Annotated in this window: 17 protein-coding genes and 2 pseudogenes; 9 read left to right on the top strand and 10 right to left on the bottom strand. The window is 54.4% G+C overall.

What is annotated here, in order from left to right; translation table 11 throughout:
• Positions 1-74: 74 nt before the first annotated feature.
• From KDX39_RS25505 to KDX39_RS25545, 9 genes and pseudogenes are all read right to left on the bottom strand, one after another.
• Positions 75-476: pseudogene (locus KDX39_RS25505) on the bottom strand (hypothetical protein); the annotation flags it as partial.
• 560 nt (positions 477-1,036) lie between these two features.
• A complete protein-coding gene (locus KDX39_RS25510; protein ID WP_231662286.1) occupies positions 1,037-1,504 on the bottom strand; it encodes a hypothetical protein in 468 nt (155 codons plus the stop codon).
• Positions 1,498-5,655: an RHS repeat-associated core domain-containing protein gene (locus KDX39_RS25515; protein WP_231662287.1), complete on the bottom strand. Its 4,158-nt coding sequence runs from the start codon at positions 5,653-5,655 to the stop codon at positions 1,498-1,500. The genes KDX39_RS25510 and KDX39_RS25515 overlap by 7 nt, the downstream gene beginning before the upstream one ends.
• A 5-nt stretch (positions 5,656-5,660) precedes the next feature.
• Entirely contained in the window at positions 5,661-6,128 is a 468-nt protein-coding gene (locus tag KDX39_RS25520) for a DcrB-related protein (RefSeq protein ID WP_231662288.1), read from the bottom strand.
• Between the two features lie 34 nt (positions 6,129-6,162).
• The gene (locus KDX39_RS25525) at positions 6,163-6,744 is read right to left on the bottom strand and encodes a DcrB-related protein (RefSeq protein WP_210071787.1); all 582 of its coding nucleotides are present in this window, start codon (positions 6,742-6,744) and stop codon (positions 6,163-6,165) included.
• An 11-nt stretch (positions 6,745-6,755) separates the two neighbouring features.
• Positions 6,756-8,600: a type VI secretion system Vgr family protein gene (locus KDX39_RS25530; RefSeq protein ID WP_231662289.1), complete on the bottom strand. Its 1,845-nt coding sequence runs from the start codon at positions 8,598-8,600 to the stop codon at positions 6,756-6,758.
• 102 nt (positions 8,601-8,702) lie between these two features.
• A complete protein-coding gene (locus KDX39_RS25535) occupies positions 8,703-9,401 on the bottom strand; it encodes a hypothetical protein (protein WP_231662290.1) in 699 nt (232 codons plus the stop codon).
• Complete coding sequence (locus KDX39_RS25540; RefSeq protein ID WP_231662313.1) at positions 9,402-10,379, bottom strand: hypothetical protein; 978 nt, start codon at positions 10,377-10,379, stop codon at positions 9,402-9,404.
• Positions 10,380-11,324: 945 nt separating this feature from the next.
• Positions 11,325-12,221, bottom strand: a pseudogene (locus tag KDX39_RS25545) (IS5 family transposase).
• 244 nt (positions 12,222-12,465) lie between these two features.
• Between KDX39_RS25545 and KDX39_RS25550 the strand changes: the two are divergent.
• Entirely contained in the window at positions 12,466-12,762 is a 297-nt protein-coding gene (locus KDX39_RS25550; protein ID WP_231662291.1) for an immunity protein Tsi6 family protein, read from the top strand.
• 163 nt (positions 12,763-12,925) lie between these two features.
• Complete coding sequence (locus tag KDX39_RS26720) at positions 12,926-13,108, top strand: ADP-ribosylglycohydrolase family protein (protein ID WP_442964585.1); 183 nt, start codon at positions 12,926-12,928, stop codon at positions 13,106-13,108.
• Between the two features lie 176 nt (positions 13,109-13,284).
• Here the strand turns inward: KDX39_RS26720 and KDX39_RS25560 are convergent, their stop codons facing one another.
• Positions 13,285-14,013: a hypothetical protein gene (locus tag KDX39_RS25560; protein WP_231662292.1), complete on the bottom strand. Its 729-nt coding sequence runs from the start codon at positions 14,011-14,013 to the stop codon at positions 13,285-13,287.
• Between the two features lie 1,060 nt (positions 14,014-15,073).
• On the opposite strand from KDX39_RS25560, the gene KDX39_RS25565 reads away from it, so the two are divergent.
• The 7 genes from KDX39_RS25565 to tssH all read left to right on the top strand — a co-directional run bounded on the left by KDX39_RS25565 (position 15,074) and on the right by tssH (position 23,908).
• Entirely contained in the window at positions 15,074-15,823 is a 750-nt protein-coding gene (locus tag KDX39_RS25565; RefSeq protein ID WP_083186200.1) for a hypothetical protein, read from the top strand.
• 69 nt (positions 15,824-15,892) lie between these two features.
• Positions 15,893-16,426: a type VI secretion system contractile sheath small subunit gene (gene tssB, locus KDX39_RS25570; protein WP_043303959.1), complete on the top strand. Its 534-nt coding sequence runs from the start codon at positions 15,893-15,895 to the stop codon at positions 16,424-16,426.
• Positions 16,427-16,440: 14 nt separating this feature from the next.
• Entirely contained in the window at positions 16,441-17,943 is a 1,503-nt protein-coding gene (gene tssC, locus KDX39_RS25575; protein ID WP_043303960.1) for a type VI secretion system contractile sheath large subunit, read from the top strand.
• 25 nt (positions 17,944-17,968) lie between these two features.
• Positions 17,969-18,451: a type VI secretion system baseplate subunit TssE gene (tssE, locus tag KDX39_RS25580; RefSeq protein ID WP_043303961.1), complete on the top strand. Its 483-nt coding sequence runs from the start codon at positions 17,969-17,971 to the stop codon at positions 18,449-18,451.
• Positions 18,451-20,283, top strand: coding sequence for a type VI secretion system baseplate subunit TssF (gene tssF / locus KDX39_RS25585; RefSeq protein ID WP_099227531.1), 1,833 nt, complete (start codon positions 18,451-18,453; stop codon positions 20,281-20,283). The genes tssE and tssF overlap by 1 nt, the downstream gene beginning before the upstream one ends.
• On the top strand, positions 20,247-21,317 hold the full coding sequence (gene tssG / locus KDX39_RS25590; protein ID WP_231662293.1) for a type VI secretion system baseplate subunit TssG: 1,071 nt from the start codon (positions 20,247-20,249) through the stop codon (positions 21,315-21,317). The genes tssF and tssG overlap by 37 nt, the downstream gene beginning before the upstream one ends.
• The gene (gene tssH / locus KDX39_RS25595; protein WP_231662294.1) at positions 21,314-23,908 is read left to right on the top strand and encodes a type VI secretion system ATPase TssH; all 2,595 of its coding nucleotides are present in this window, start codon (positions 21,314-21,316) and stop codon (positions 23,906-23,908) included. Before tssG ends, tssH begins: the two co-directional genes overlap by 4 nt.
• Positions 23,909-23,912: the final 4 nt, after the last annotated feature.

A 23,912-nucleotide genomic window follows, 5' to 3' on the forward strand; every position in this document is an offset into this window, starting at 1 on the left:
CGGGTCGCATCATGAGGTGCTGGCTCCGGAGGGAATCGGGAGCACAGCATCCAGGATCATCTGGCCGCTTTGAATGTGGTGTTAATGGAGCGCTTACGGTCGTCGCGTTCCATGTCGCTGATCAACTGGCCGTCGAGGTTCAGTTGATGCAGGTGGCCGCTGCCGTAGTACAGGTGGTTCAGGTGCTGGCCGGTGGGCAGGGTCAACGTGGTCAGGTTGCTGAGCGGGTCGTACGCGTAGGCCAGGGTGCCTTGTGGCGTGGTTTCTTCGACAAGGCGGCCTAACAGGTCGTAGGCAAAATCGAGTTTTTCGGCAGTGATGCCCAGTTGACGGCCGATGGCGCTTGGCTGTCGCTCGATGGACAGCAGGCGATCCGCGTCGTCGTAGGTGTAGTCCTGACGGGCATCGCGGTTGACCTTGGCGAGCAGGCGGCCAATGGGGTCACGTTCGAATTCGGTATGCCGTTGTGGGCGCTCTGCGCGCTGAATAAAAGAAATCGGTGCCTAAGAACTTATAATCGACATAAAAACCCAGAACTTCCCCGCTGGCGGGAACCCTTGTATCCGAATAATCGTTTGAATTACAATCGTACCCGTTAAGCTTTCCAAAAACGCCACCGTCTGGACAACCTTCACCATCTGATTTGTATTTTGTGAAATACACTACGCCTCCTTAGCACAATATTCCAACTTTATTGATCGGCACATTTTTATTAAAAATATTAGCTCGCCATTTATTTTGTGTAGATTTAAGTCCAAGCGCTAGATCCATACCTGAAAGCCTTCCAACTCTAAATGCAGTGTTCAGCTTAGCAACATCACTTCCACCAAGGTAGAATATTTGACGTGATTACTCCAATACCCAAGAACATCTAATGACGTCGTCGGTGTGGCTGAAACGGCGCACCGAATCGCCATTGCGGTTGCATACTTCGCTGAGCTGGTCGTGCTTTATATTTTCACACGGAAAACTCTTTAACATTCAAAAAAGTCAAGCTTTTAGAGATTGACCTTCGCAAACTGATACCACACATCCACTACTTAAAACTCTTAAGCTGTTTTGCGTATGCTTTAAATTTCGGTATACGCGACAACTTCAAGTAGTTTTCCAGCATCCCCTCATTAGACTCGGCCAATAAAAACTCTACAGCGTTTACCAACAAAAACCCTGGAGCATAACCCTTACTCACAACGTTCGAGTCCTTGTCATCATCGCTGGGTTCTTCACCTGGCGGATACTCTTGCTCATCGGGAATATTATTTAAAGCTTTAAACTTATTTATAGAGAATTTTTTTAATTCATCATAGCGGCCGGCAAATAGTTCTTTCAACTTTAAAATATCAACTCCGGATCGATTTACCATTGCGCAATCTAGACGAGCGAAAACATCTTGATACTCGCTTACGACACTCAAGCCAGTCTCCATCTTCAAATCGGCCACCAATTTTTTATAATTTTCAGAAGCAATTATTTCTTTTACAGTCTCAATATCAACACTCACCATACGTCTACCCCTTTAATAACTCGAATGAGATCTGAGCCTACATGTCTAAACGAATCAACTGCCTCATGCTCCCACGGCGTAAGTGACAGCAAATTTGAACTATCATGCACTCCGTCGCCGCCAATTCTTTGAGGAATATCGTTGTGATGAAGCTCCATGGATACATCTTTTTCAACTATCGCTAAAGTTTTACGATCCATAACCTCCACTCTCATTCGAGGCGCTTTCCCCTCCGCCATGCGGGCCAGATTAGCCGGCGAGTATGATTGGGTTGGCGATTTCGCTTCAGCCTTCCAATAATTTTTTCGGGCAGTTCCCCAACACGTCCAGCCCCATGGATCAATCCACATCGTGGGATTCGGAGCATACCGGTATAGATTAAGCCCCCCATCTAACCCAATCGGATCCTGCGTAATAAACCGCCCCACCTCCGGATCGTAATACCGGAACGTGTTGTAGTGAAGCCCCGTCTCCTCATCAAAATACTGCCCCTGAAACCGCAGGTTCTGCTCCACCTCGTTCACGGTCAGCGCTTCGAGGCTTCCCCACGCCTTGTATGTCGCCTGCCAGACGATCTGGCCGTCGGTGTCGGTCATCTCCAGCGGCGTGCCGATCTGGTCGGTGTGGAAGTAGTAAAGCGTGTTTTCGGGTTTGTCTTCGCGCTGGTCGACACGGGCCAGCGGCGCATAGCTGCCGGGCTCGTAAACGTACAGGCTGCTCTGTTCCGGCTGTTCTTCACGCAGCATCCGCAGGCCTTGCCAGAGGAAGCGTTTGTGTTCGGTTTTGCCGTTTACTTCGGACTGTTTGGCAACCCGTCTCCCCAGGCTGTCGTACTGGTACGTGCCGGTGCTATGAAGCTGGCTGTTCACCAGCGTTTCGGCTTTGACGAGACGGTTTTCGCAGTCGTAGGTAAACGTCTGCCATTTCGCCAGACCACTGCGCTTTTCAACCAGATTGCCCCAGGCGTCGTAGCTGTACTCCTGATCACGCCACTGTTTGAGGCGGTTGTCCTTCACGTGGTCGAAGCGGCTGGTGTTGAAGTTCAGCCGGTTGGCCGCTGCGTCGTAGCGAAATTCCTCGCTGTCGACGAGCTTGCCGGTGTTGCGGCTGTGCAACTGGCCGTTGGCTTCATATTCATACTTAATCTCGCCACGCAGTTTGTCGAGGGTGCGGATCAGTTCGCCGGCCGGGTCGTATTGGTAGCGCCGGTGGATCGGGTTGTAGGCATGTTCCACCAGCAGTTGCGGGCTTTCGCTGCCCAGCACGCCGGAGAGTTTGTCGGCGGGTAATGTGGACGCGAACTGCCAGGACTTTCGGCCCATGGGGTCATAGCCGAAGCAGCTGGTGAGCTTGCCCTGGGTGCGGTAGACCTCGCGGTGCAGGTCGTCGCGTTCCATGTCGCTGATCAACTGGCCGTCGAGGTTCAGTTGATGCAGGTGGCCGCTGCCGTAGTACAGGTGGTTCAGGTGCTGGCCGGTGGGCAGGGTCAACGTGGTCAGGTTGCTGAGCGGGTCGTACTCGTAGGCCAGGGTGCCTTGTGGCGTGGTCTCTTCGACAAGGCGGCCTAACAGGTCGTAGGCAAAATCGAGTTTCTCGGCAGTGATGCCCAGTTGGTGGCCGATGGCGCTTGGCTGTCGCTCGATGGACAGCAGGCGATCCGCGTCGTCGTAGGTGTAGTCCTGACGGGCGTCGCGGTTGACCTTGGCGAGCAGGCGGCCAATGGGGTCACGTTCGAATTCGGTATGCCGTTGTGGGCGCTCTGCGCGCTCGCCGTAGCCGGTTTCCTCAACCTGAGTGAGGTATCCGCCGAGGTTGTACTGGAAACGGCGGGTGAGGTTGTCGATGCGCTGCTCTTCGATCAACCGGTCCGAGGCGTCGTAGGCAAAGCGGTAGCTGGCGTTGTTCTCGTTGACCAGTGCGGTCAGGCGAATGGCCTTGTCGTATTCGTAGGCAATCGACTGGCCCTTGGCGTCCTGACGTCGGGTCGGCAGGCCACGGGCGTTGCGCATCAGCCGCGTGGTCTGGCCCTTGCCGTCGGTGTGGGTGAGGATCTGGCCGAGGGCGTTGTAGGTGAAACTTTCGGCGGTGCCGTCCGGGTGATTGATGCGCAGCACTTCGCCATCGGGTTTGCGTTCCAGCCGGGTGGTCTGGTTGAGGGCGTCGGTGACGGCGACCAGGTGGTGGCGGTCGTCGTACTGGTAATAGGTGTTCTTGCCGGAACAGTCCTGAAAGCGTTCGACCTGGGCCAGTGTGTTCCACCACAGGTATTTGGACTTCAGCGTCGGGTCGACGATGGTGTGCGGCAGGCCGTCATCGCCGTTGAGGTATTCGGTCTTATGGCCGAGTGCATCGAGTTCAGCGACGAGGTTGCCCTTGTCGTCGTAGCGGGCGCGCCAGGTGCTGCCGTCGGGGTAATCGACCTGGGTGACCAGTGTGGTCAGGTGATGGTAGCGGTAGGTGATGCTGCGGCCCAGCGGGTCGGTCTCCTTGAGCAGCCGGGCGTACTCGTCGTACTCAAAGGTCAGCTGGTTGCCATCGGGCAGCGTCAGACCGGTCATGTTGCCGGTGTCATCCAGGTCGATGGTGAAGCGCTCGCCACCATAATCCCGGCTCGAGGTCACGCGGTGATCGGCGTTGTAGTGGATTTCCAGCTCGCGCCCCAGCACATCGGTCACCCAGGTGGTGCGGGCCTGACGGTCATAGCGGAACCGGAAATGCTCGCCATCGCTGGTGGTGTGTTCGACCACCCGAGGCTGGCCATCGATGGTTTCCCAACGGTATTCACAGCTCAGGCCCAGTGCGTTGCTGTGCCGGGTCATGACGCCATCGGTGTAGCTGAAGCGGCGCACTGAATCGCCATTACGGTTGAACACTTCGCTGAGCTGGCCGTGCTCGTCGTAATGGTACTGGACGAGTGTTTCAACGGCCTGGTTGTCGACGATGCGCTTGACGGCGTTCAGACGCGTCGAGCCTTCTTCGTAATGCAGGTGCACGCGCACGCCACCCGTGGCGCTGATGTCGGTCAGTGTGCCGTCATCGGTGCGGGTGAAATGCAGGAAGTGGCCCAATCCGTTCTCGATGCGCTGCAGCGGGACGGTGGTATTGGTATTCGGGACTTCACCGAAGTAGAAAAAGATGTTGTCCAGTGTCTGCAGCAGGTAATGGCCGCCCTGCGTGCAGACCAGATAGACCTGCTCGTGCGGGTTGTAGATACGCTCACCGGGCTGTACGTCCACAAAGGGAACGCTGCGGCCCTGATTGTCGGTGAGGTAGACGAAGCGGCCATGCCTGCGCAGGCTCTGTTCCCACGGCAGGACCCAGCCTTTGCCAAGCACGCTGTCGACGGTCAGGTCGCTGGCATAGAACCGCGACCACTCGATAGGCATCAGGCCCGGCAGGCTGAAGTCGATTTCGTCGGGGATGAGCTTGCGGCCGGTGGTGGTGTCGACCGGATTACCGGCCAATCCACCGATTGCGCTGCGTGCCACCGGCTCGACCACGTAACGACTGGCCACTTCACCTGCCACGAAGCCTGCGGTGAATTTCAGGGCGCAGGGCATGATGGCTTTCATGCCGGCCTGAGTGCCGGCCTTGATCAATTGGGCGATTCCGCCTGCGGCTCCGGCCACGGCCATCAGGATGTCAACGGTGGTGCGCAGCCAGCCCGGAATCTCGTCGTCCACCGGCAGGTAACGGTAGGTGCCGCCGCCGATGAATACGTTGTTCGAACCGCTGGTGATCTTGCCGCCGCAGGTGATCTTGTCTTCCTTGCGCGCCGCCGCCACCCCGTTGATGAAGACGTTGGTCGAGCCTTCGGCGATCTTGACCGGACCCGGGTGTTTTTCGCAGGCCGCGATGCTTTTCTCGACGTGTGCCGCTTTGCGGTTGTTGATGTACACGTCGGGCGAGCCGGTGGTTATCGTGCCGGAGGGGGAGGAAAACATACTTCCTATCGCCTCCCCTGCGGCGGTGAGCAGGCTACCTCCGACGCCTGCTGCAAGCCCCGCCAGGAGCGCCACACCGAATCCGCACGTGAATGTGGCGATGGCCACGGTCGCAATCAACGCAATGCCGAGCGCAGCCCCGATCAGGAATCCTCCCAGGGCGCTGGTGTGTGATATTTCGTCACCGAACCGGGCGGCCTCGTACATGGGCGTTACTCCTGTTCGCCAGCGTCAGTCGGGATGCTCTCCGAGCGTCGCGGCTGAAAGCTCGCCAACAGATCTGACCAGCTTTGCGTCTGGTCGAGGCTGAAATCGGTCTGAGAAGTGGTCGAAAAAATGATCGCGCGCTCAGGTTCGATCAGAAATGCGGCCTGACGCTGATAGAAGGGACGGCCGTCCGTCATGTAGTACGCGTCGATCTGGATACCTTCCAGAGGCGCCACAGTCGATAGCGAAACGGCTTTCTTGCTCAGGAGTGTGTAGCCGCGCAGCTTGGAGGCCAGCATTTTGACCTGACGATCTACATAAGTCTTAAGCAGCTCGGAGGGCAGCAAGGTGTCCCGCGACACAGTGATGCTCAACGGCGCCGGAATGGTAGCGCCCAGCACAAACATGTTCACCGTACGATCTTCAAAACCTTCTGGCAGTGCGATACTGCCCTCGTGCAACTCGTAATCCATGTGAAAAGAATTCCTGTAATCAGTCAAAGAGTTATCAGTGGGCAGCAAGGCCGTCGAGCATGCGATCGAAATCGGTTAGCCACAAGCTGAGTTGCGGGTTCACAGGATCGACGAGGCAGGATACTTCCAGCCATTGTTCAACGCCCTGCTCTGCAACAGGAACAACGGCGCCTACAAGACGAGCATGATGTTCTGCGGTGCCCACTTTGAAGAAGAAATCCAGCGTTTTGGCCGGGCTGCCAGCAAGACTGCTGTCTTGGCGACGAATAACCCGTAGCTCCGGATCGCGCTCGCGAAACGCTTGAAGCGAAGCGCCGAAAAGCGACTCCAGCGTCTGCCCGTCCATAACGTCTCGGCGCTTGATGGACAGCATGACCTGTGAGCCTTCGTGTTCGACAGTGGTCTGAATGTCTCGAAACCGGAACCCCTCCGGAAAGGCCAGATTGAAACCGCCGAAACTGAAGCTGCTCGGCGACTCCCGCAAAGGAACAACGGGCTCGGGCTCAGGCTCTGGGACAACCTCAACAACTGGAGCTTCCTGCTCTGCCTTGCGAGCCGCTTCCTCCAGCGCAATACGCTTCGCGGAGATACGGTCGTAAATACTCGTTCTGACCATGAACTACGTTCTCACTTGTTGATATCGACGCGTTTGCCTTGAACGAAAGTGTTTTCTCCAAGCACATTGATCGCCTTGCCCTGGATCGTGATTCCGTCTTTGGTCAGCGTAATACTGCTGTCGCCTACCTTGAGAACAATGTGCTGCAGCGCCTCGACCTGAATGAACTGGTTGTCGACCTTGATCGTCAACGACCCTTGTTGCACGTTCATCACAGTGTCTTTCTGAATGACCTCTGTCTGTGTACCACCGACTGTAACGACGCGGTTGTTACCCACATCGTGCTTTTCATCAAGCTCGATCTCGGTGTCCATGTTGCGCTCGGCGTGCACGATCACCTGCTCGGCGCCCGCCTTGTCTTCAAAGCGGAAGAAGTTGGCCGTACCGCCATCCCCTTTCATCGAGCGCGTCAGGAAACCACTCTGAGTCTTGTTGGCCGGCAACGACCAAGGTGGCGTGTTCTGGCTGTTGTACAGGCTGCCCATGATGAGTGGACGGTCCGGGTTACCGTCGAGGAAAACGACAACGACCTCGTCGCCTACGCGAGGGATCTGCATGCTGCCGAAACCGCCGCTGGCACCGGTTTGGGCGACGCGGACCCAGCAGGAGCTTTTATCATCGAACTGGCCGTAGCGGTCCCAGTGAAACTGCACTTTTACGCGGCCCATCTCGTCGGTGTAGATCTCCTCGCCGGGTGGGCCGACGATGATGGCGGTTTGGGGGCCGGTAATTTCGGGCTTCAGTGTATCCAGCTGAGGTCGAAACTTTATTTTCTTGCGAACGCAGTAAAACTTGTTAGCGTAACCCGCTTGACTACCTGTTGTGTAATTATTACTTCCACGGTGTTCAACGGTCATTATGAGAAATTGCCGGTCTTCAGCAGTACCTGCATCATGTTCATAATGCTGTGTCAGCTCAAACGTGTAGCCCGGCCGCAGTGCACGACAGTTACTTGAGCCAAAGAATGTCTTACCTTTAAGCTCTAACGCTTCAATGCGATTGCGCACCAGTATCTCACCATCAGCAGGGCTGCCATGTGTGTACTGCCCCATATAATCATAGAGTTCATACGATGGTGCATCGCCTTGTTGATTGAGACTGTTCATCGTAACCGGAATCCGGTTATTTGGTTGCCTATAATCAAAGGTTTGAACAGAAATTTTTGCGGGCTGAAACTCTCGAGCAGATGTCCAGTGTGTAATTGAATCCGAGTTTTCCGTAACCGATGCTGTGTGAAAGCGTATCTGAGGCTGCTCGGGCAGCGGCGTCAGGACGGTCGAGTCGTCCATGACAATAAGCGTATGGGAATCAGCCGTATGCTCAAAGTAAAAAAACAATCCCTCGTGCTCAAGCAGCCTTTTAACAAAATGGCTATCACTTTCGCGATATTGGGTAATGTAGCTATGTGGTTTCAGTGTACGATTAACCCGGAACTCATACTTGGCAATTCCGTCATAGCGACTAAAAACTTTACTGACGACCTGTTCGACGGTTAAATCCTGATAGATTTGCGAGTCATATCGTTGCTCAAGCAAACTAAGCCAAGACCCAACATAAGCAGAATATCGCGACATCCCTCCGTCACTGCCATTGCTCCCAAAGCTGAGGACGTGGCCATTAATGTAGCGGCTCCCCCCGGTGGCAAGTTCGATTTCGATGGTTGCAGGCTGACCAATAGCAGATTTCAGCTTTACGCTTGGATCTTCCGATATCAACTCAAGCTGAAAGCCAAAATCCGTTGATAAGCCTTCCTGCCCCACAAAAGACTCCAGCAATAACTCCTGGCCTCCTGAAAGGGCCATCGTGAGCTTGAATAGGCGTCTATTCTGCGGGGTTAACAGAGATGAAAGATCCATCGCCTCAACTACTCCTTGAACCGGTGAACGAGTCGTGAGTCATGCGGCCAACCGCATAACTACCAAAGGTCTGCTGAATGAAGGCGTCTGCTGCAAAGCTGGTCATTTAAATAATCTACCCAATAACCAACGGCTTCGAGCTTCACGAATTTGGTCAATGCCGTTGAACGTAAAGGGCTCGCTCATTTTACGCTCCTTGACGCGCAAAGTGCGTAAGCCCCTGATTGAATCGCGGTCATATATCAGCAATGCAATGCAAGCAAAAAAAAGCCCCACTGCAGCGACAATCCCGCTGGTCAAAGGGGTTGTGGCGTTGATAAACGCCGCCGACACCAGGGTCCCGACGCCTGAAATAAGACCAGCGCTTATATTTGTGGACCTCACTTTCACAGGGGAAACTTTGCTGCCAGAAATCAAAAATGGAAATGCCTTGGATTTTGTAAAATAAACCAATGCATAAAACCCTGCGACGGCCAACAACATAAGAAACCCAAGTGCTGCGGCCTCCCCCCTTGACCTTTTTAAATCATCAAAAGCAACTATATAAGCAAGTCCAGCAGCTGCAAATGCGAGTGAAGATATACCGACAATCGACATACTCAAGGTATATACCGTAAAGCGCTCACACTTGTAAACCAAGTACACCATAAGCATTAGCAAAGCTATTGAAAAAACACCATAAACCCACCACACACCCGAAAAATTTATAGGGCCTAAAAGCCCCGAAAAAAGGGCGAACGCAACAACTGCCAGGGGCCCTTTTTTTATAGCGACAGGATCGGGATTATACATATTAGCCATTTAATCTATAAACTCGTCGATTTTTTTATTTAGCCATCCTTCAGCGTCTTTGTCATACCCTTTGCTCGCCATAACCTTCTGAACACCCAGTCCAGCCAACCATCCCACCCCTAAAACCACTATGAAGGGAGTCGATGCGCCAGCAATAGCAACCACTAAGGCACCCGCTAGTAAACCTCCGGCAAACGACGCGACGTTAGTAGGCTGGCTGGCAGCAGTTTTCCTCCAGAAATCTTCAGTTGTGGTAGCACTGTTCCAGTCCAAATATGCCTGAGGCCCTACCGCCAAGACTGCACCCACGACATTGCCTGTCGCGAAGCGTAACGGTCCACGTGCCCCTTCACTGTGTAAATGCGCACGCTGATTCAGGACGCTCTTAGTATTAGCAAGAGGTATGTGTGCAACCGGGCTACCGACCTGACCCAACACTCTATAGTACTGTGCAGATGCCGTGACCGGGACTTCAAAATAACGCTGACCCGCGACGCTTATAATCTTTATGGCGCCTTTAAATGTTTTGCTGGCTGACTTTGCACCAGGTGTACCCCTGCTGTTTGCCCACTTATGAAGTTTCGCCTTCTGCGCTGGAGTCATATCAAGAAGGTCAGAAACTTTCTTAGCCTTCGATACCGCGAGAACACTACCGGCCATGCTCGCCACTGTCCCAGGCAAGTTCCCCATGGAGAACATGAGCGGCCCTATTTCTGGAATTTTTTCAGCAGACTCTTGCAAAGACTTTAACGCATCCGCTGTAACATTAACGCCGACCTTCAGATTTTGCAGCAACTCACGTAACAAAAGGGCTGCGGCCTTGGACTCTTCAGGAGTAAGGCCCGAGTCTGGGGAGGAGAGTTGGTTAACGAGAAAAACGGCAGCAGTATAATCATCAGTTGCATATTGACCTGCAAAATGCATCGGATTCATATAACGCTGGGTAGCGGTTTCGCTGGGAAACGCTGATTTCCCAGGAGCCATCATGCCCAACTGCGGCCCACCTCGACGGGGGCTGGCACACGTTAAAGGTATACGTCTCTCGTCCATGTGTACCTCTCCACTCTAGCCGTGATGCGCCCGAAAGCGTTCATCCTTTCCATCAAGCTCTGGCCAGACCTCGGCAGAGAGCGATGAATTTATCTTCTTCAATATCGCTAGCCACCCACACGCCAGGCAGTCACAGAAAAACCTTTGTCCTCTGGTTCAAGACAAACTGCATCATGACCGCATACCTAGCGACGATGGCTTCGCAAGAGCTCGTAATCCATGCGGCAATTTCCGAAAAACTTGTAGGATCAAGGCCACATATGGCTTTGTAAGCATTCGGCTAAATCCGACCGCTGAAGCAAGACCTGTGACATCAGCCCGAGTCAAAAGTGCCACTACCTCTGCAAACGATTTATGTGCAGCATCGGTTTCGAAGGATGGCGGTAGGAGACACCGGTGAGTAGCGACCTGTCAACCTAGTGAATCAACCTCTGCGCGTAGTAACAAAGAGCCATCATCTCTCAATGCGGACGAGCAGCGCTTCGCATTAGCGTCGAAGGTCTTTCTTGGTGGCTTGCAGCCTCAAATTAGATATCTCGACAATCGTATACGTTTATCCATAGATCAAGAGATTAAGCGCTTCGTCAGCGCACAAAATATCGCTTCTGAGCCCCGACGAGCATACTCAGCGAACGATGTGCATTGCTCCTAAAGAGGAGAGACAGGGACACGAAAGTGGTTGGATACCAAGAATCTTGTTTGAAAGCACAAGGGAGATGAGGCATGTCGATCCCTAGGGAGGGTCTGAAGTAAGCCGCTATATTTGCACTGCTGAGCCATAGCCGCTTCCAAAAACGGTAGCCGTTCAAAATCGATCAAGCCTGCCGGCTATTTCATCCATTTTTGCCACTGCACGCGCCCAGGCAGCCGCTACTTACCTCATCACGGATGCACTTCCCCTGCGGTAGAGAGCAAATATCGACGCACCATCCAAAGGTTCGACAGGGCGAACAGCGTCATCATCTGAGCAGTGTTTTCACCAGGCCTCGGAAGCGCACTTTCGTATAATCAAACTGACGCCTGATCACCCGAAATGGATGCTCAACCTTGGCGCAAACCTGGGCTTGGCTTTCTCGATCTTGCGCATCGCTTTGTACAGCGCGCTGCGTTTACCGTGTTTTCTGTAGGTACTGCGCCGGCTGAAACCTACCAGATGACTTGGCGTCCTGCATGATCTTCGCGCTTCTCGACACCGGTATAGCCTGCATCGGCGCAGACAACGTCCTCAGCACCGCGTAGCGGTTTGTCGACTTGGGCTATCCGCGACGTTGGCCGCAGTGACCACCACGCTGTGCACCAGCCCCGATTCATCGTCGACCCCAATGTGCGCTTTGGCCAAAGTAATACTGGTTGCCCTTCTTTGTCTGGTGCATTTCGGGGTCGCGCTTGTCTTCCTTGCTCATGGTCGAACCGGGCGCATGAGTCAGCGTGGCATCGACGATGGTGCCTTGTGCAGCGACAAGCCAAGATCGCCCAGATAGCCATTGGTCACGCGGAGAATATCAGTGGCCAACTGGCTTTTTTACCAGCAGACGACGGAAGCTAAGGATGGTGGTTTCATCCGGAATCCGCTCAAAACTCAGGCCTGAAAACGCATGAAATTAACCCGCAGCATCACCATCAACGGATAGGCAGGACGGCCGCCTTAGCTGTTCGGGTAATGGGGTTCGATCACGGTAATCAAACCCTTCCAGGGTACCACTCGATCAGGAACAGCTTTTTGCGGGTCTGCTTGCGCTTACCGGCGTACTCGACATCTGTGAAGGTCACTTGCTTCATCATCGAAAAGCTCGGCGATTAGTGTTATAGGATTTTGTCAATCAGGAAGTCTTTTTTAGGATTTCCCCTCAAGCTCGAGGAAGCTCCAAAAGATACGCTGCGAGAACAACCGGTAGCGCAAGAATGGGCACAGCCTGCCGAAAAACAGGCACCCGAAATACAATTGCGCCGTGACTAATTGAATCAAAAATTTGGTCAAACCGGTAACATCATAAAAGATATCGACAATAACGCCGGACACACCATGAAACTAAAATCCCCGCTTGATTACGTTATCAAAGCCATTGAGCTGACAAAAACTCGACGCGACGCATGTCCCCATTTTCCTGTTTACGACATGCTTCTCACTCAACTTGACTACGTAAGAACTGTTTTTGAGGGGGTAGAGAAAGACAAATCCAAGCTTCATCAACTTAGCATAGGCGCTATTGCTTCGAAGGAGCTTGAAGAAAATGATCCTGAGCTGGCACGAGCTCTGAAGGATGCGTACTACGTTGCCATACAGTCAGCACGCGGATTAAATATTCAGCTTACAGAATAGCATCTAGACAAACCCTTATTGGCACTGAAAAACAGGGGCTTTTCACTTCAGTGATCGGGTCTTTCCAGACGTGAATTATGATCATCAGTGCCGGTGAGCATAATCAGAAAACTTGTAACCACATACGCTCATCGGGCTATGTTACCGATGCTGTTGAAGCCGCTTGTGGGCGGCTTGGCGCACCGGCAACTTCAAAGATGCCATCTTTTTAGCTGCCAATCTAGCCGATGACTCGGATAGTGTAGCAGCCAAAGCCAGTCAGTTTGCAGGCGCACTTTCCCGCCTCTCAGGCATATCAAGGGAATGGGTAAAAAAGTGGAATGGCCAAAACATACTCCGGAGTTAGCTCAGCAGCTTTTTGAGTGACCACCACTGAATGAGCACCACTGGAAGTAGTTGACGATGTGACATGTCGCCCCGTCGCAGAGTCTATCAAGCATAAAAGACCCTTTATCTACCTTGCGCCTCGCAAGATAAAAAAATTACTAGAACATTAAAAAACAACTGCAACTTCTGCAATCGTCAAGCCCTCGTCGATTTACTCCGGGATGCTACCCATTTAAAAATTCGGACCAGCCACCAACGGCTACGCGCTTCGCGAATTTCATCAATCTGCATGAATGTATAAGGGACAGACATATTTTTCTCCTGAATGCGGAGTATTCGCAAGCCTCGGATGACATGACGCCCAAAGAATATTATAAAGAGGCTTGCACCTGCCATGATAAACATACTGACGAATCCTCCGGTTAATAGCCCGGCCCACGCTAGGAAAAGGCTAGCAGCCAGAGTGGTGATACCACCTATCAGGGGAGTGTTATAATTCATCCCGGGCTTGACCTTAACATACTGACGCGTTTGGACCCTATTGCCTTCAAACTCAAAAGGCTGAAATACTGGCTTCGTGTTAACCACCCAAACATAGGACAGAATAACCACGACAGCGGGAACCCCCCCCACCAGAATGTTGTATACGTCCACCTCAAACCCGACATCTGTGACCAGGCCGTACGCAACCACACACGCAGGCAATGTGAAACCTACGATGCATAAAATTACAAATGACCGCATATATAAAACAAACCGTTCGCATACATAGACCGTATACAACGTCCATATAAAGAGCAAAGCTAAAATAAAAAAATAAGCATACCAGCTATCACCCAGCATGAACGTACCGAAAGCCATGAACAAGCCAATCATAAAGAAGATTGACCAACCACCTGTCTTAATTGCCTCAGAGGCCATCATTTTTTATCATCACTGTTTATGAACATTTTTTTAGCCGGTCTCCTATAGCCTTGTCAGCTCCAGACTTTCCCATCGCCCACTGGGATGCCATACCGGCGGCCCAGTCAATGAGGATAACCGCTACAAACGGCGCAGCTTCGGCGGCCGCAGCGCCAGCTGATACAACATTATTTGACAGCTGGCTGGCTGTAGAAACTTTTAGCCTAGCACTCGGTGCGTTTTGTTGAACTTGTATAATCAAGAGCCAACTGCGGGCCCGTCGCGATGATGAGTCCTACTGTATTATCAACAGCGAGCTTACGTGTGCGGCTCCCGTGGTTGAAGGCATTGTCAATGCTCTCCAAAAAGTGAACACCCAGCATGAGCGGAGACCGCGGGATGGTGCACTGGAACAGGCCGCAATACAAAACTCCAGAGGCGACTGCAGGACTGCACGCAGCTCCAGCCGTGCAGGCTGTCGGCGCATAGGTTGCGTTACACCTTGATACAAACGTGCACATAGCAGAGCACAGGGCCTTGACTAAAGCAAACCGCATAAATATGCAGCAGAACCGCCGCGATCCAAGCGTGAACCCCGAAAATGCCATCATTTACTCGCTCAAAAATAATGGGCCTCTAGTTGGCGCGGCACGATTTACGTTGCTCTAAAACATCACAACCGGATGAATCGGTTCACCTTTTTAAGCTTTATTTAGAGCGCAAAAAAGGATCCAACAAAAGGCTAAAAACCCTTGAAATTCAAGGCTTTCAGGCTATATTACGAACGACATCATAAGCTATGGTGGCATTGAAGCATCATTGCTTACTGTAACAAAAGCGAGAAAATATCCACCGTCTGTAGGAACTTTCTCACTGAAAGTACTGCCATAGACCACATTGCTGGCCTTACGATTCCTATATGCCAGTACTGAATCCTCCCCTACCGTGGTAGTGCGTTTTGCAATGAGGCACATGGCGAAACCACTTCGTGAGCAGGTGTGCAGTCGAGAAACTCGTAGCTTTTCCACGTACCCGGTCCGAGCCGGGGAACGGTCGTGAAGAGTTCAAGGACGATGTACCGATGACTCAGACGTTCGATATTGAAGCATTGATCAAGCTGCGCAAGCAGACGCGGGCCATTTCCGACGCGCTCAAGGCGCAGGCGTCCGACTATCTGTCGACCCTGGCCCTGTTGATTCGCCCGCAGACATTCTTCGGTGAATACCTGCAAGGCGCGCAGCGCAGCAGTGGCCGTGAGACTCAGCATCACTTCAAGGAGCTTAAAGAGCTCTACGACCGTATTGGCTCGTCGGAACCGTTCAAGCTCGTCAACGAACTGGAAGTACCGCTGAACCTCATCAGCACGACGCCCGAGCTCTTTCCGCTCGAGTACGACATGGTTCTGTCACAGAGCGGGCAGACCATCCGTATCACCAGTCCTGTTCGCTGGGTGGTGGGCTTCAACTCGTTCGATCTGGCGCAATTTCGCAAAGTGATCAAGGACCCCAACCGCAGCAGCGCAGAGCTGTATCGCTATGTGGTGCATTACCTGGTCCTGTTCTACTGCCTCAGCAAGTCGCCGGGCATGAGCCGGCTGTTCGAAGGTCTGCGCTTCCCCGTCAGCTTCGAACGCCTGAAAGACTTCGGCGATTTGCCATTTTGCGTGATCAGTTCACCCGTCCGCTCTGAATTACCCGACGAATCGGTGATCCGTAGCAGTACCCAGATTGCAGGCAACTCCAGTTTTGAAGAGCTGGTGGGGCAGGAAAACATTCTGGAAATGAACGATGAAATCCGTCAGCGCCTGTTGCTGACGATTGAAGGACTCTAATCGCGCCTGGCCTGTTCCAGGCCCGGTACGCAAACGACTTGCAGCGAGTTGCTCGCACAGGAGATGACGATGGCGAAGAAGGAAAGTACCCAGCACAAACTTGACCGCGTTCGCGCGCCTCGGGTCCATATCACCTATGACGTGGATATCGGTGATGCTCAGGAAAAGAAAGAGCTGCCCTTCGTTGTAGGCGTTCTGGGCGACTTTTCCGGCAACCCTCTGGAGCCGCTACCCAAGCTCAAGGATCGCAAATTCATCTTCATCGACCGTGACAATTTCAATGGCGTGCTCAAGGGCATCAAGCCGCGTCTGGCTTATCGCGTCGACAACACGCTGGCCAAAAACGGTACCCAACTGGGCGTCGAGCTCAATTTCAACACCCTCGAAGACTTTGAGCCACAGAATGTGGTGCGTCAGGTCGAGCCACTGCGCAAGTTATTGGAAGTGCGCAACAAGCTGGCTGATCTGCGTAACAAAATGGGTGGCAACGACAAACTGGAAGAGCTGCTGATGGACGTGTTGCAGAACACCGAGAAGCTCAAGACCCTGGGCAAGGAGTTCGGCCGCGAAGCCGCCGTTCCGGCCACTGACGCTAAAGAGTAAGGAGGAGCCTGACAATGAGTGACAAGCAAACAGCAACTCAGCAGGACAGTGCTCTGGTCGAAGTTGAAAACCTCGCGCCGCAATCCTCCCTGCTCGACAGCATCATTTCCGAAAGCCGTGTGGCCCGCTCCGAAACCGAGCGCACTCGTACACGTGACCTGATCGGTGAACTGGTTGCCCAGGTACTCGAAGGCGAGATGACGCCGAGCAAGGACCTGATCGCGGTGCTTGACGCACGTATCGCTGAAATCGATTCGATGCTTTCCGAGCAGATGAACGAAATCATGCATGCCAGCGAGTTCCAGGCGCTTGAAGCCTCCTGGCGTGGCCTGAAGTATCAGGTCGATCAGACCGAGACCAGCACCACGCTGAAGATTCAACTGCTCAACGCGTCGAAGAAAGACTTGGTCCGCGACCTGAAGTCATCTTCCGAATTCGACCAGAGCGCGTTGTTCAAGAAGATTTACGAAGAAGAGTACGGCACCTTCGGTGGTGCACCGTTCGGCATGTTGCTGGGTGACTACGAGTTCAACCGCAACCCGGAAGATATGTACCTGCTCGAAGAGATCTCCCACGTCGCAGCCGCAGCCCACGCCCCGTTCATTTCGGCGGCATCGCCTGAACTGTTCGGCTGGGACTCGTTCACTGACATGGCTGGCCCTCGCGACCTGGCCAAGATCTTCGACACCGTTGAATACGCCAAGTGGAAGTCGTTCCGTGCGTCCGAAGACTCGCGCTATGTCGGCCTGACGCTGCCTCACGTGCTGGGGCGTCTGCCTTATGGCCCGGATACCACGCCGGTTGAAGAATTCAACTTCGTGGAAAGCGTTGATGGTCGCGACCACAACAAATACCTGTGGATGAACGCTGCCTACGCGCTGGGCACCCGCGTCACCGACGCGTTCTCTCGTTACGGGTGGTGCGTGGCCATTCGTGGTGTTGAAGGTGGCGGTCTGGTGGAAGGCCTGCCGACTCACACCTTCAAGACTGATGACGGTGAAATCGCGCTCAAATGCCCGACTGAAATCGCCATCACCGACCGTCGCGAAAAAGAACTTTCGGATCTGGGTTTCATTCCGTTGGTTCATTGTAAAGGCACCGACTACGCCGCGTTCTTCGGCACCCAGTCGACACAGAAGCAGAAGCAATACAACACCGATATTGCCAACGCCAACGCCCGTCTTTCTGCACAGTTGCAGTACATCTTTGCGACCTCGCGTATCGCCCACTACATGAAAGCGATCATGCGCGACAAGATCGGCAGCTTCGCGTCCCGCAAGGATGTTGAGCTGTTCCTCAACAAGTGGCTGTCGAGCTACGTGTTGCTGGACGACACCGCCAGCCAGGAAGCCAAAGCCAAGTTCCCGTTGCGCGAAGCACGTGCCGAGGTGTTCGAAGTGCCAGGCAAACCGGGTGTCTATAAGGCGGTGACGTATCTGCGTCCGCACTACCAACTGGATGAACTGACGGCGTCGCTGCGTCTGGTCGCCGAACTGCCGCAATCGACTCGCGGCTGATCCACCACATAGCCAGGGAGGCAACATGAGTAGTCAACACAAGCTGTTGCCTTCTTTGCTGGATCGATTGCTGGACGATCGACCGCATCAGTCCATGGAAGCGTCATCGCAACGTCTTTGCTCGCTGGCCGATTACAAGGCCAGCATCGTCCGCGACCTGGAGATTCTGGTGAACACTCGCCAGTCTCTGGTCGCCGGCGAGTTGGAAGGTTTTGCCAATCTGGGCGGCACCATCCTGGACTATGGCATGCCCGACTTCACCAGCAGAAGCGTTCTCGACCCTCAGGACCGTCTCTTGATTCAGCGTCAGCTGGAGAAGGCGATTACCGTCGGAGACCGTCGCTTTCGCAGTGTGAAAGTACAGTTGCTTGCACAACAGACCGGCCAACGCATGCTGACATTTCGCGTCGACGCAGTACTGCGTCTGCAGGACATTTCGCGTCAGGTTTCCTTCGACGCGGTGCTGCAGGTCAACACTCAGGAATACAAAGTGCAGAATCTCAACTGATGCTCGACGATCTGCTGCCCTATTACGAAAAGGAACTCTCGCACCTGCGCTTTCTGGGCCAGGAGTTTGCCACTCAGTATCCGAAGATTGCTTCGCGACTGCTGATTGAAGGTGACAATTGCGAGGACCCGCACACCGAACGACTGATCGAGGCGTTCTCGTTCCTGTCTGCGCGTGTGCACAAGAAACTCGACGACGAGTTTCCGGAAATCGTCGAATCGTTTCTTGAAGTGCTTTACCCCCATTACCTGCGCCCTACCCCATCAATGTCGATTGTCGAGTTCAACCTCGGCAAACAGGAAAAGGTGACTGAAGCCTATCGTGTCGCTCGACATACCGAGCTGCATGCGACCCCCATTGATGGCGTGGTGTGCAAATTTCGTACGTGTTACCCGGTCGAGTTGTGGCCCGTGGCAGTGCAAAGCGCGTCCTTCGTAGAGATGGAGCGCTCCGCGTTCAATGGCCACAGTGCTGACTTGATTGCGCGTCTGCGTATTGGTCTTGGCGCCACGTCAGACGTCATGTTCGGCAAGATGGAACTGAACACCCTGCGCTTTTTCCTTGATGGCGAAAGCACGCTGATGCATCAGTTGTACGAACTGCTGTTCAACAATCTGGCCAAGGCGACCTTATCGTTCGAAGACGAAGGCAGGGTTCGCGAGGTCGTGCTGCCGGCAGGGTCCCTGAAGTCAGTAGGCTATGGGCTGGACGAAGGCCTGGTGGACTACTCGGAACGCTCGTTTCTGGGCTATCGCCTGCTGCATGAGTACTTCACGTTCCCCGACAAGTTCATGTTCTTCGACCTGTCGGGTTTCGAACGCATTCTGGCGGGCAAGGAAGTCGCCAAGGTGGAGGTCAACTTTTACTTTTCCGATTACGACCTGACGGACCGCCTCGTGCGTCTGACTCAAAATATCGGGCGCAACAACTTCAAGCTCAACTGCACGCCGATCATCAACCTGTTCCGCCAGCAGGCCGAGCCGATCAAGCTGACTCACACCCAGCATGAATATGCGGTCACCCCGGATGTGCGGCTGCAGAGTTCGGCTGAAGTGGTGTCGATTGATCGTGTACGCCGCGTGAAGAAGATCAACGGCGCCGATCAGGTCGGCACCTGCCATCCATTCTTCGAACCGCGTGGCGATCAGGGTCCGGGGCAGAGTTTCTGGATCGCACGTCGCCGTGCCGTACAGACCCGCCATAACGATGGCTCGAACATGTTCATTCGTGTCGTGGATCGCGATCTGGAACTGATCGACTCCAACAACGACACACTCAGCATTCGACTGACCTGCAGCAATCGTGACCTGCCCCTGATGTTGCCGTTTGGCGGTGAGCGCGGGGATTTCAACATCCCGTCCAACTCGGTGGTCAAGGACATTCGCTGCCTGCGAAAACCGACGGCAACCGTACGTGTTCCGCTGGGTAGCGGAGTGATCTGGCGTCTGATCTCCCACCTTTCGCTCAACCATATGTCGCTGGTTTCGAAAGGACGTGAAGTGTTGCTCGAACTGTTGTCGCTCTACAACTACCGCAACGTTTCGGCGATCCGCAAGCAGATCAACGGGATTGTGTCGGTCAGTAGCGAACCGGTGGTAGCGCGTATCGGTCACCCGCGTCCGAACTTCGTGCGCGGCGTCGGCATAACCCTGAAGTTTGATGAGAGTCAGTACACCGGCAGCGGTGTCTTTCTGTTCGGTATGGTGCTCGACCATTTCTTCGGTCAGTACTGCTCGCTGAACAGCTTTACCCAATTAACCCTTCGCACCTTGCAGCGCGAAAAGAGAGTGGTCCAATGGCCCCCGCGAACAGGCGATCAACCCCTGGTCTGATCGACCAGGCAAGGGCTGAGCCGCACCGATTCGAATTTTTCCAGTTGGTGCGTTTGCTCCGCCTGCATTACAGCAGGAACGGGCGCATGGACCTGGAAACCAGGCCGCATGAAGACCCGCTGCGCTTTCGTTCGCAATTGTCGCTCAATTTCCCCGCCAGTGAAGTTAGCGACCTGCAGTTCGAACGCGAGGGCAAGGTTTCTGCAGCCGGGCTGCCGCTGTCCGAGGTACAGGTCACGTTCATGGGGCTGGTCGGCCCGTCTGGCGTACTGCCGCGCCCATACACCGAGCTGTTGATCGACCGTCACATTCAATATCGGGACGACGCCGCGCATGCGTTTCTGGACATTTTTTCGCATCGCATGACCACACTGTTTTACGAAGCCTGGCAGAAGTACAAGTTCTACATCGAATACGAGCGCAACGGCACGTCGAACTTTGATCGTTACCTGCTCAACCTGGTGGGATTCGGTCCCGAGGCGCAGAAGCAAAAATTTGAAAAAGGCGGTTCACCGCTGCGCCGTGAACTGTTCAGCTATTTCTCGGGCATGTTTGCTCAAAAGCCACGCAACGGCCTGAACCTGGAAGTCATGCTGAGTTTTTATTTCTCGTTGCCCTTCAAGGTCAAGCCATTCGCCGGTCGCTGGTTAAAGCTCGACAGTTCCCAGTGTACCCAGCTCGGTCGCAAGAATGCTGTGCTGGGCAATAGCGCAGTGGCGGGCAATCGTGTGTGGGATTACCAGTCATGCGTGCGCATCGAATTAGGGCCGCTGGAGCTGGCCGACTACCAGCGCTTTCAGCCGGGCACCGTGGATTACCAAAAGCTTATCGAACTGGTGCGCTTCTACGTGGGTGCAGAACTGGACTTCCAGATTGCTCCCACGCTCAAGCGCGAAGCTGTACCTGCGGCCCGTCTGGGTCGCCAAGGCAATGTTTCTCTGGGCTGGCTTGGCTGGCTCAAACGTCCCGGTGTCGACGTGGAGCCCTCACGTTGCGCCCTTTTCCAAATTCCTTTTGATGGGGTCTCCCTGTGAACCTGAAGTCCCTGTTTGCCAAGCTCAACGAAACCAGCCGTACTGCGACTGAAAGCGCCGCTGCACTGTGCCTGTCGGAGAATCATTACGATGTTGAAGTCGAGCACTTGCTTCTGCAATTGCTGGACAACAACGACAACGACCTGCCGGTGATCCTGCGTCACTACGACGTCGTGCCCGATCGCCTGCAAGCGCAGCTCGTGACGTCACTGGGAACGTTCAAGAAAGGCAACACACGTACGCCAGCCTTGTCTCCGCACATCACCCGCATGATCGAACAGGCCTGGGTGCTGGCGTCCATCGAATTTGGTCAAGCGCAAATCCGCACCGGGCACCTGATTCAGGCATTGCTGGACGACGATGCTCTGCGTCGCGTCGTGATCGGCTCGGCTCCGGAACTGGAAAAGATCAACGCTGACGACCTGCGCCTGAACCTGAGCGCACTGGTTGAAGGTAGCCCCGAGACAAAACTGAGCAAGCCGCTGGCGAGCGCTGACGCCAGCACAGGTGCAACCACCAAGGGCAATGGCAAGACGCCGGCGCTTGATCAATACACCGTCAACCTGACCCAGAGCGCACGTGAAGGTCGTATCGATCCGGTGCTGGGGCGCGAGTTTGAAGTGCGGCAGATGGTCGATATCCTGACCCGTCGCCGTCAGAACAACCCGATCCTCACCGGCGAAGCGGGCGTGGGTAAGACTGCCGTCGTTGAAGGTCTGGCGCTGCGCATCGTTCAGGGCGACGTGCCGTCGGTACTCAAGGACGTGGCGATCCACACGCTGGACCTGGGCCTGTTGCAGGCCGGTGCGGGCGTCAAAGGCGAATTCGAAAATCGCCTTAAATCCGTCATCGAAGAAACCAAACGCAGCCTGCACCCGATCATCCTGTTTATCGACGAAGCGCACACCCTTATCGGATCGGGCGGTCAGGCCGGACAGAACGATGCTGCCAACCTGCTCAAGCCAGCGCTGGCCCGTGGCGAGCTGCGCACTATCGCTGCCACCACTTGGGCGGAGTACAAGAAGTACTTCGAGAAAGACGCCGCCCTGGCGCGTCGTTTCCAGGTCGTGAAAGTCGAAGAGCCGGACGAAGACAAGGCGATCCACATGCTTCGCGGACTGCTGGCGAAGATGCAGGAACACCACAAGGTCACAGTAATGGATGAAGCGCTGGTACAAGCCGTGCGCCTGTCCAACCGCTACATCACGGGCCGCCAGTTGCCGGACAAGGCTGTCAGCGTACTGGACACAGCCTGCGCACGCGTTGCTCTAGGCCAGTCTGCCCAGCCAGGCGCGCTGGAAGACTGCAAGCGTCAGATCGATAACCTTCAGGCTGAAATCAAAGTGCTGGAGCAGGAAGCCGCGAAGGGCAGCGACCACGCCCGTCGTCTTGCGACCCTGAACGAAGAACTGCAAGCCGAGCAACAGACCCGCGAATCCCTGGAGCAACAGTGGAAACGTGAGCTGGAGCTGGTCGAGAAGCTCGGCGCGCTGAGCACCGATACCCCGAATGCCGACGAGATCTCCGCCGTGCGCGCTGAACTGAACAGTGTTCAGGGCGAACAACCGTTGGTTCATGCTCTGGTGGATGGCGGCACCATTGGTGAAGTGATTTCGGGCTGGACCGGTATTCCGCTCGGCAAGATGCTGCGCGACGAAATCGATACGGTACAAAGCCTGCCCGCTCTGCTGGGTGAGCGTGTACTGGGGCAGGATCATGCGCTGGAAGAAATCGGCAAACGCATCAAGATTTCCCGGGCCCGCATGGAAGATCCGAACAAGCCGATTGGTGTTTTCCTGCTGCTCGGTCCGAGTGGCGTCGGCAAGACTGAAACCGCTCTGGCTCTGGCTGACACGCTGTATGGCGGTGAACGTAATGTCATCACCATCAATATGTCCGAATATCAGGAAGCGCACACGGTCTCCAGCCTCAAAGGCTCGCCACCGGGCTATGTCGGTTACGGCGAAGGCGGTGTCCTGACCGAAGCGGTTCGACGCAAGCCTTACAGCGTCGTGTTGCTGGACGAGGTGGAAAAAGCCCACCCGGACGTACTCGAACTGTTTTTTCAGGTCTTCGATAAAGGCGTTCTGGACGATGGCGAAGGTCGCGAGATCAACTTCCGTAATACGGTGATCATCCTGACGTCCAACACCGGTACTGATCGCATAATGCAATGGTGCCTGAATGCCGAGCAGAAGCCGACGCCTGATGACATTGTGGAAGGTCTGCGTGACGAACTGAATCAGGTGTTCAAACCAGCCTTCCTGGGTCGCCTGACCATCGTGCCTTACTACCCGGTTCAGGACGAGATTCTGGAACGTATCGTCGGCTTGAAGCTGGAGCGTATTCGCAAGCGTTTCGAACGCAATCATCAAGCGGTTCTGCGTTACGACGATGCGCTGGTCAAAGCCATCGCCTCACGCTGCACGGAAGTCGACAGCGGTGCACGCAATATCGACAACATTCTGTCCAAGACCCTCATGCCGGAACTCGCTCAGCGCGTCCTGGAGCGAATGGCGCAGGACAAACCGATCCAGAGCCTGACCATCGAGCTGGGAAGCGACGGCGATTTCGCCTACAGCCTGATGTAATTGA

The organism is Pseudomonas sp. CDFA 610, from assembly GCF_021147865.1.
GTDB lineage: Bacteria > Pseudomonadota > Gammaproteobacteria > Pseudomonadales > Pseudomonadaceae > Aquipseudomonas > Aquipseudomonas alliivorans.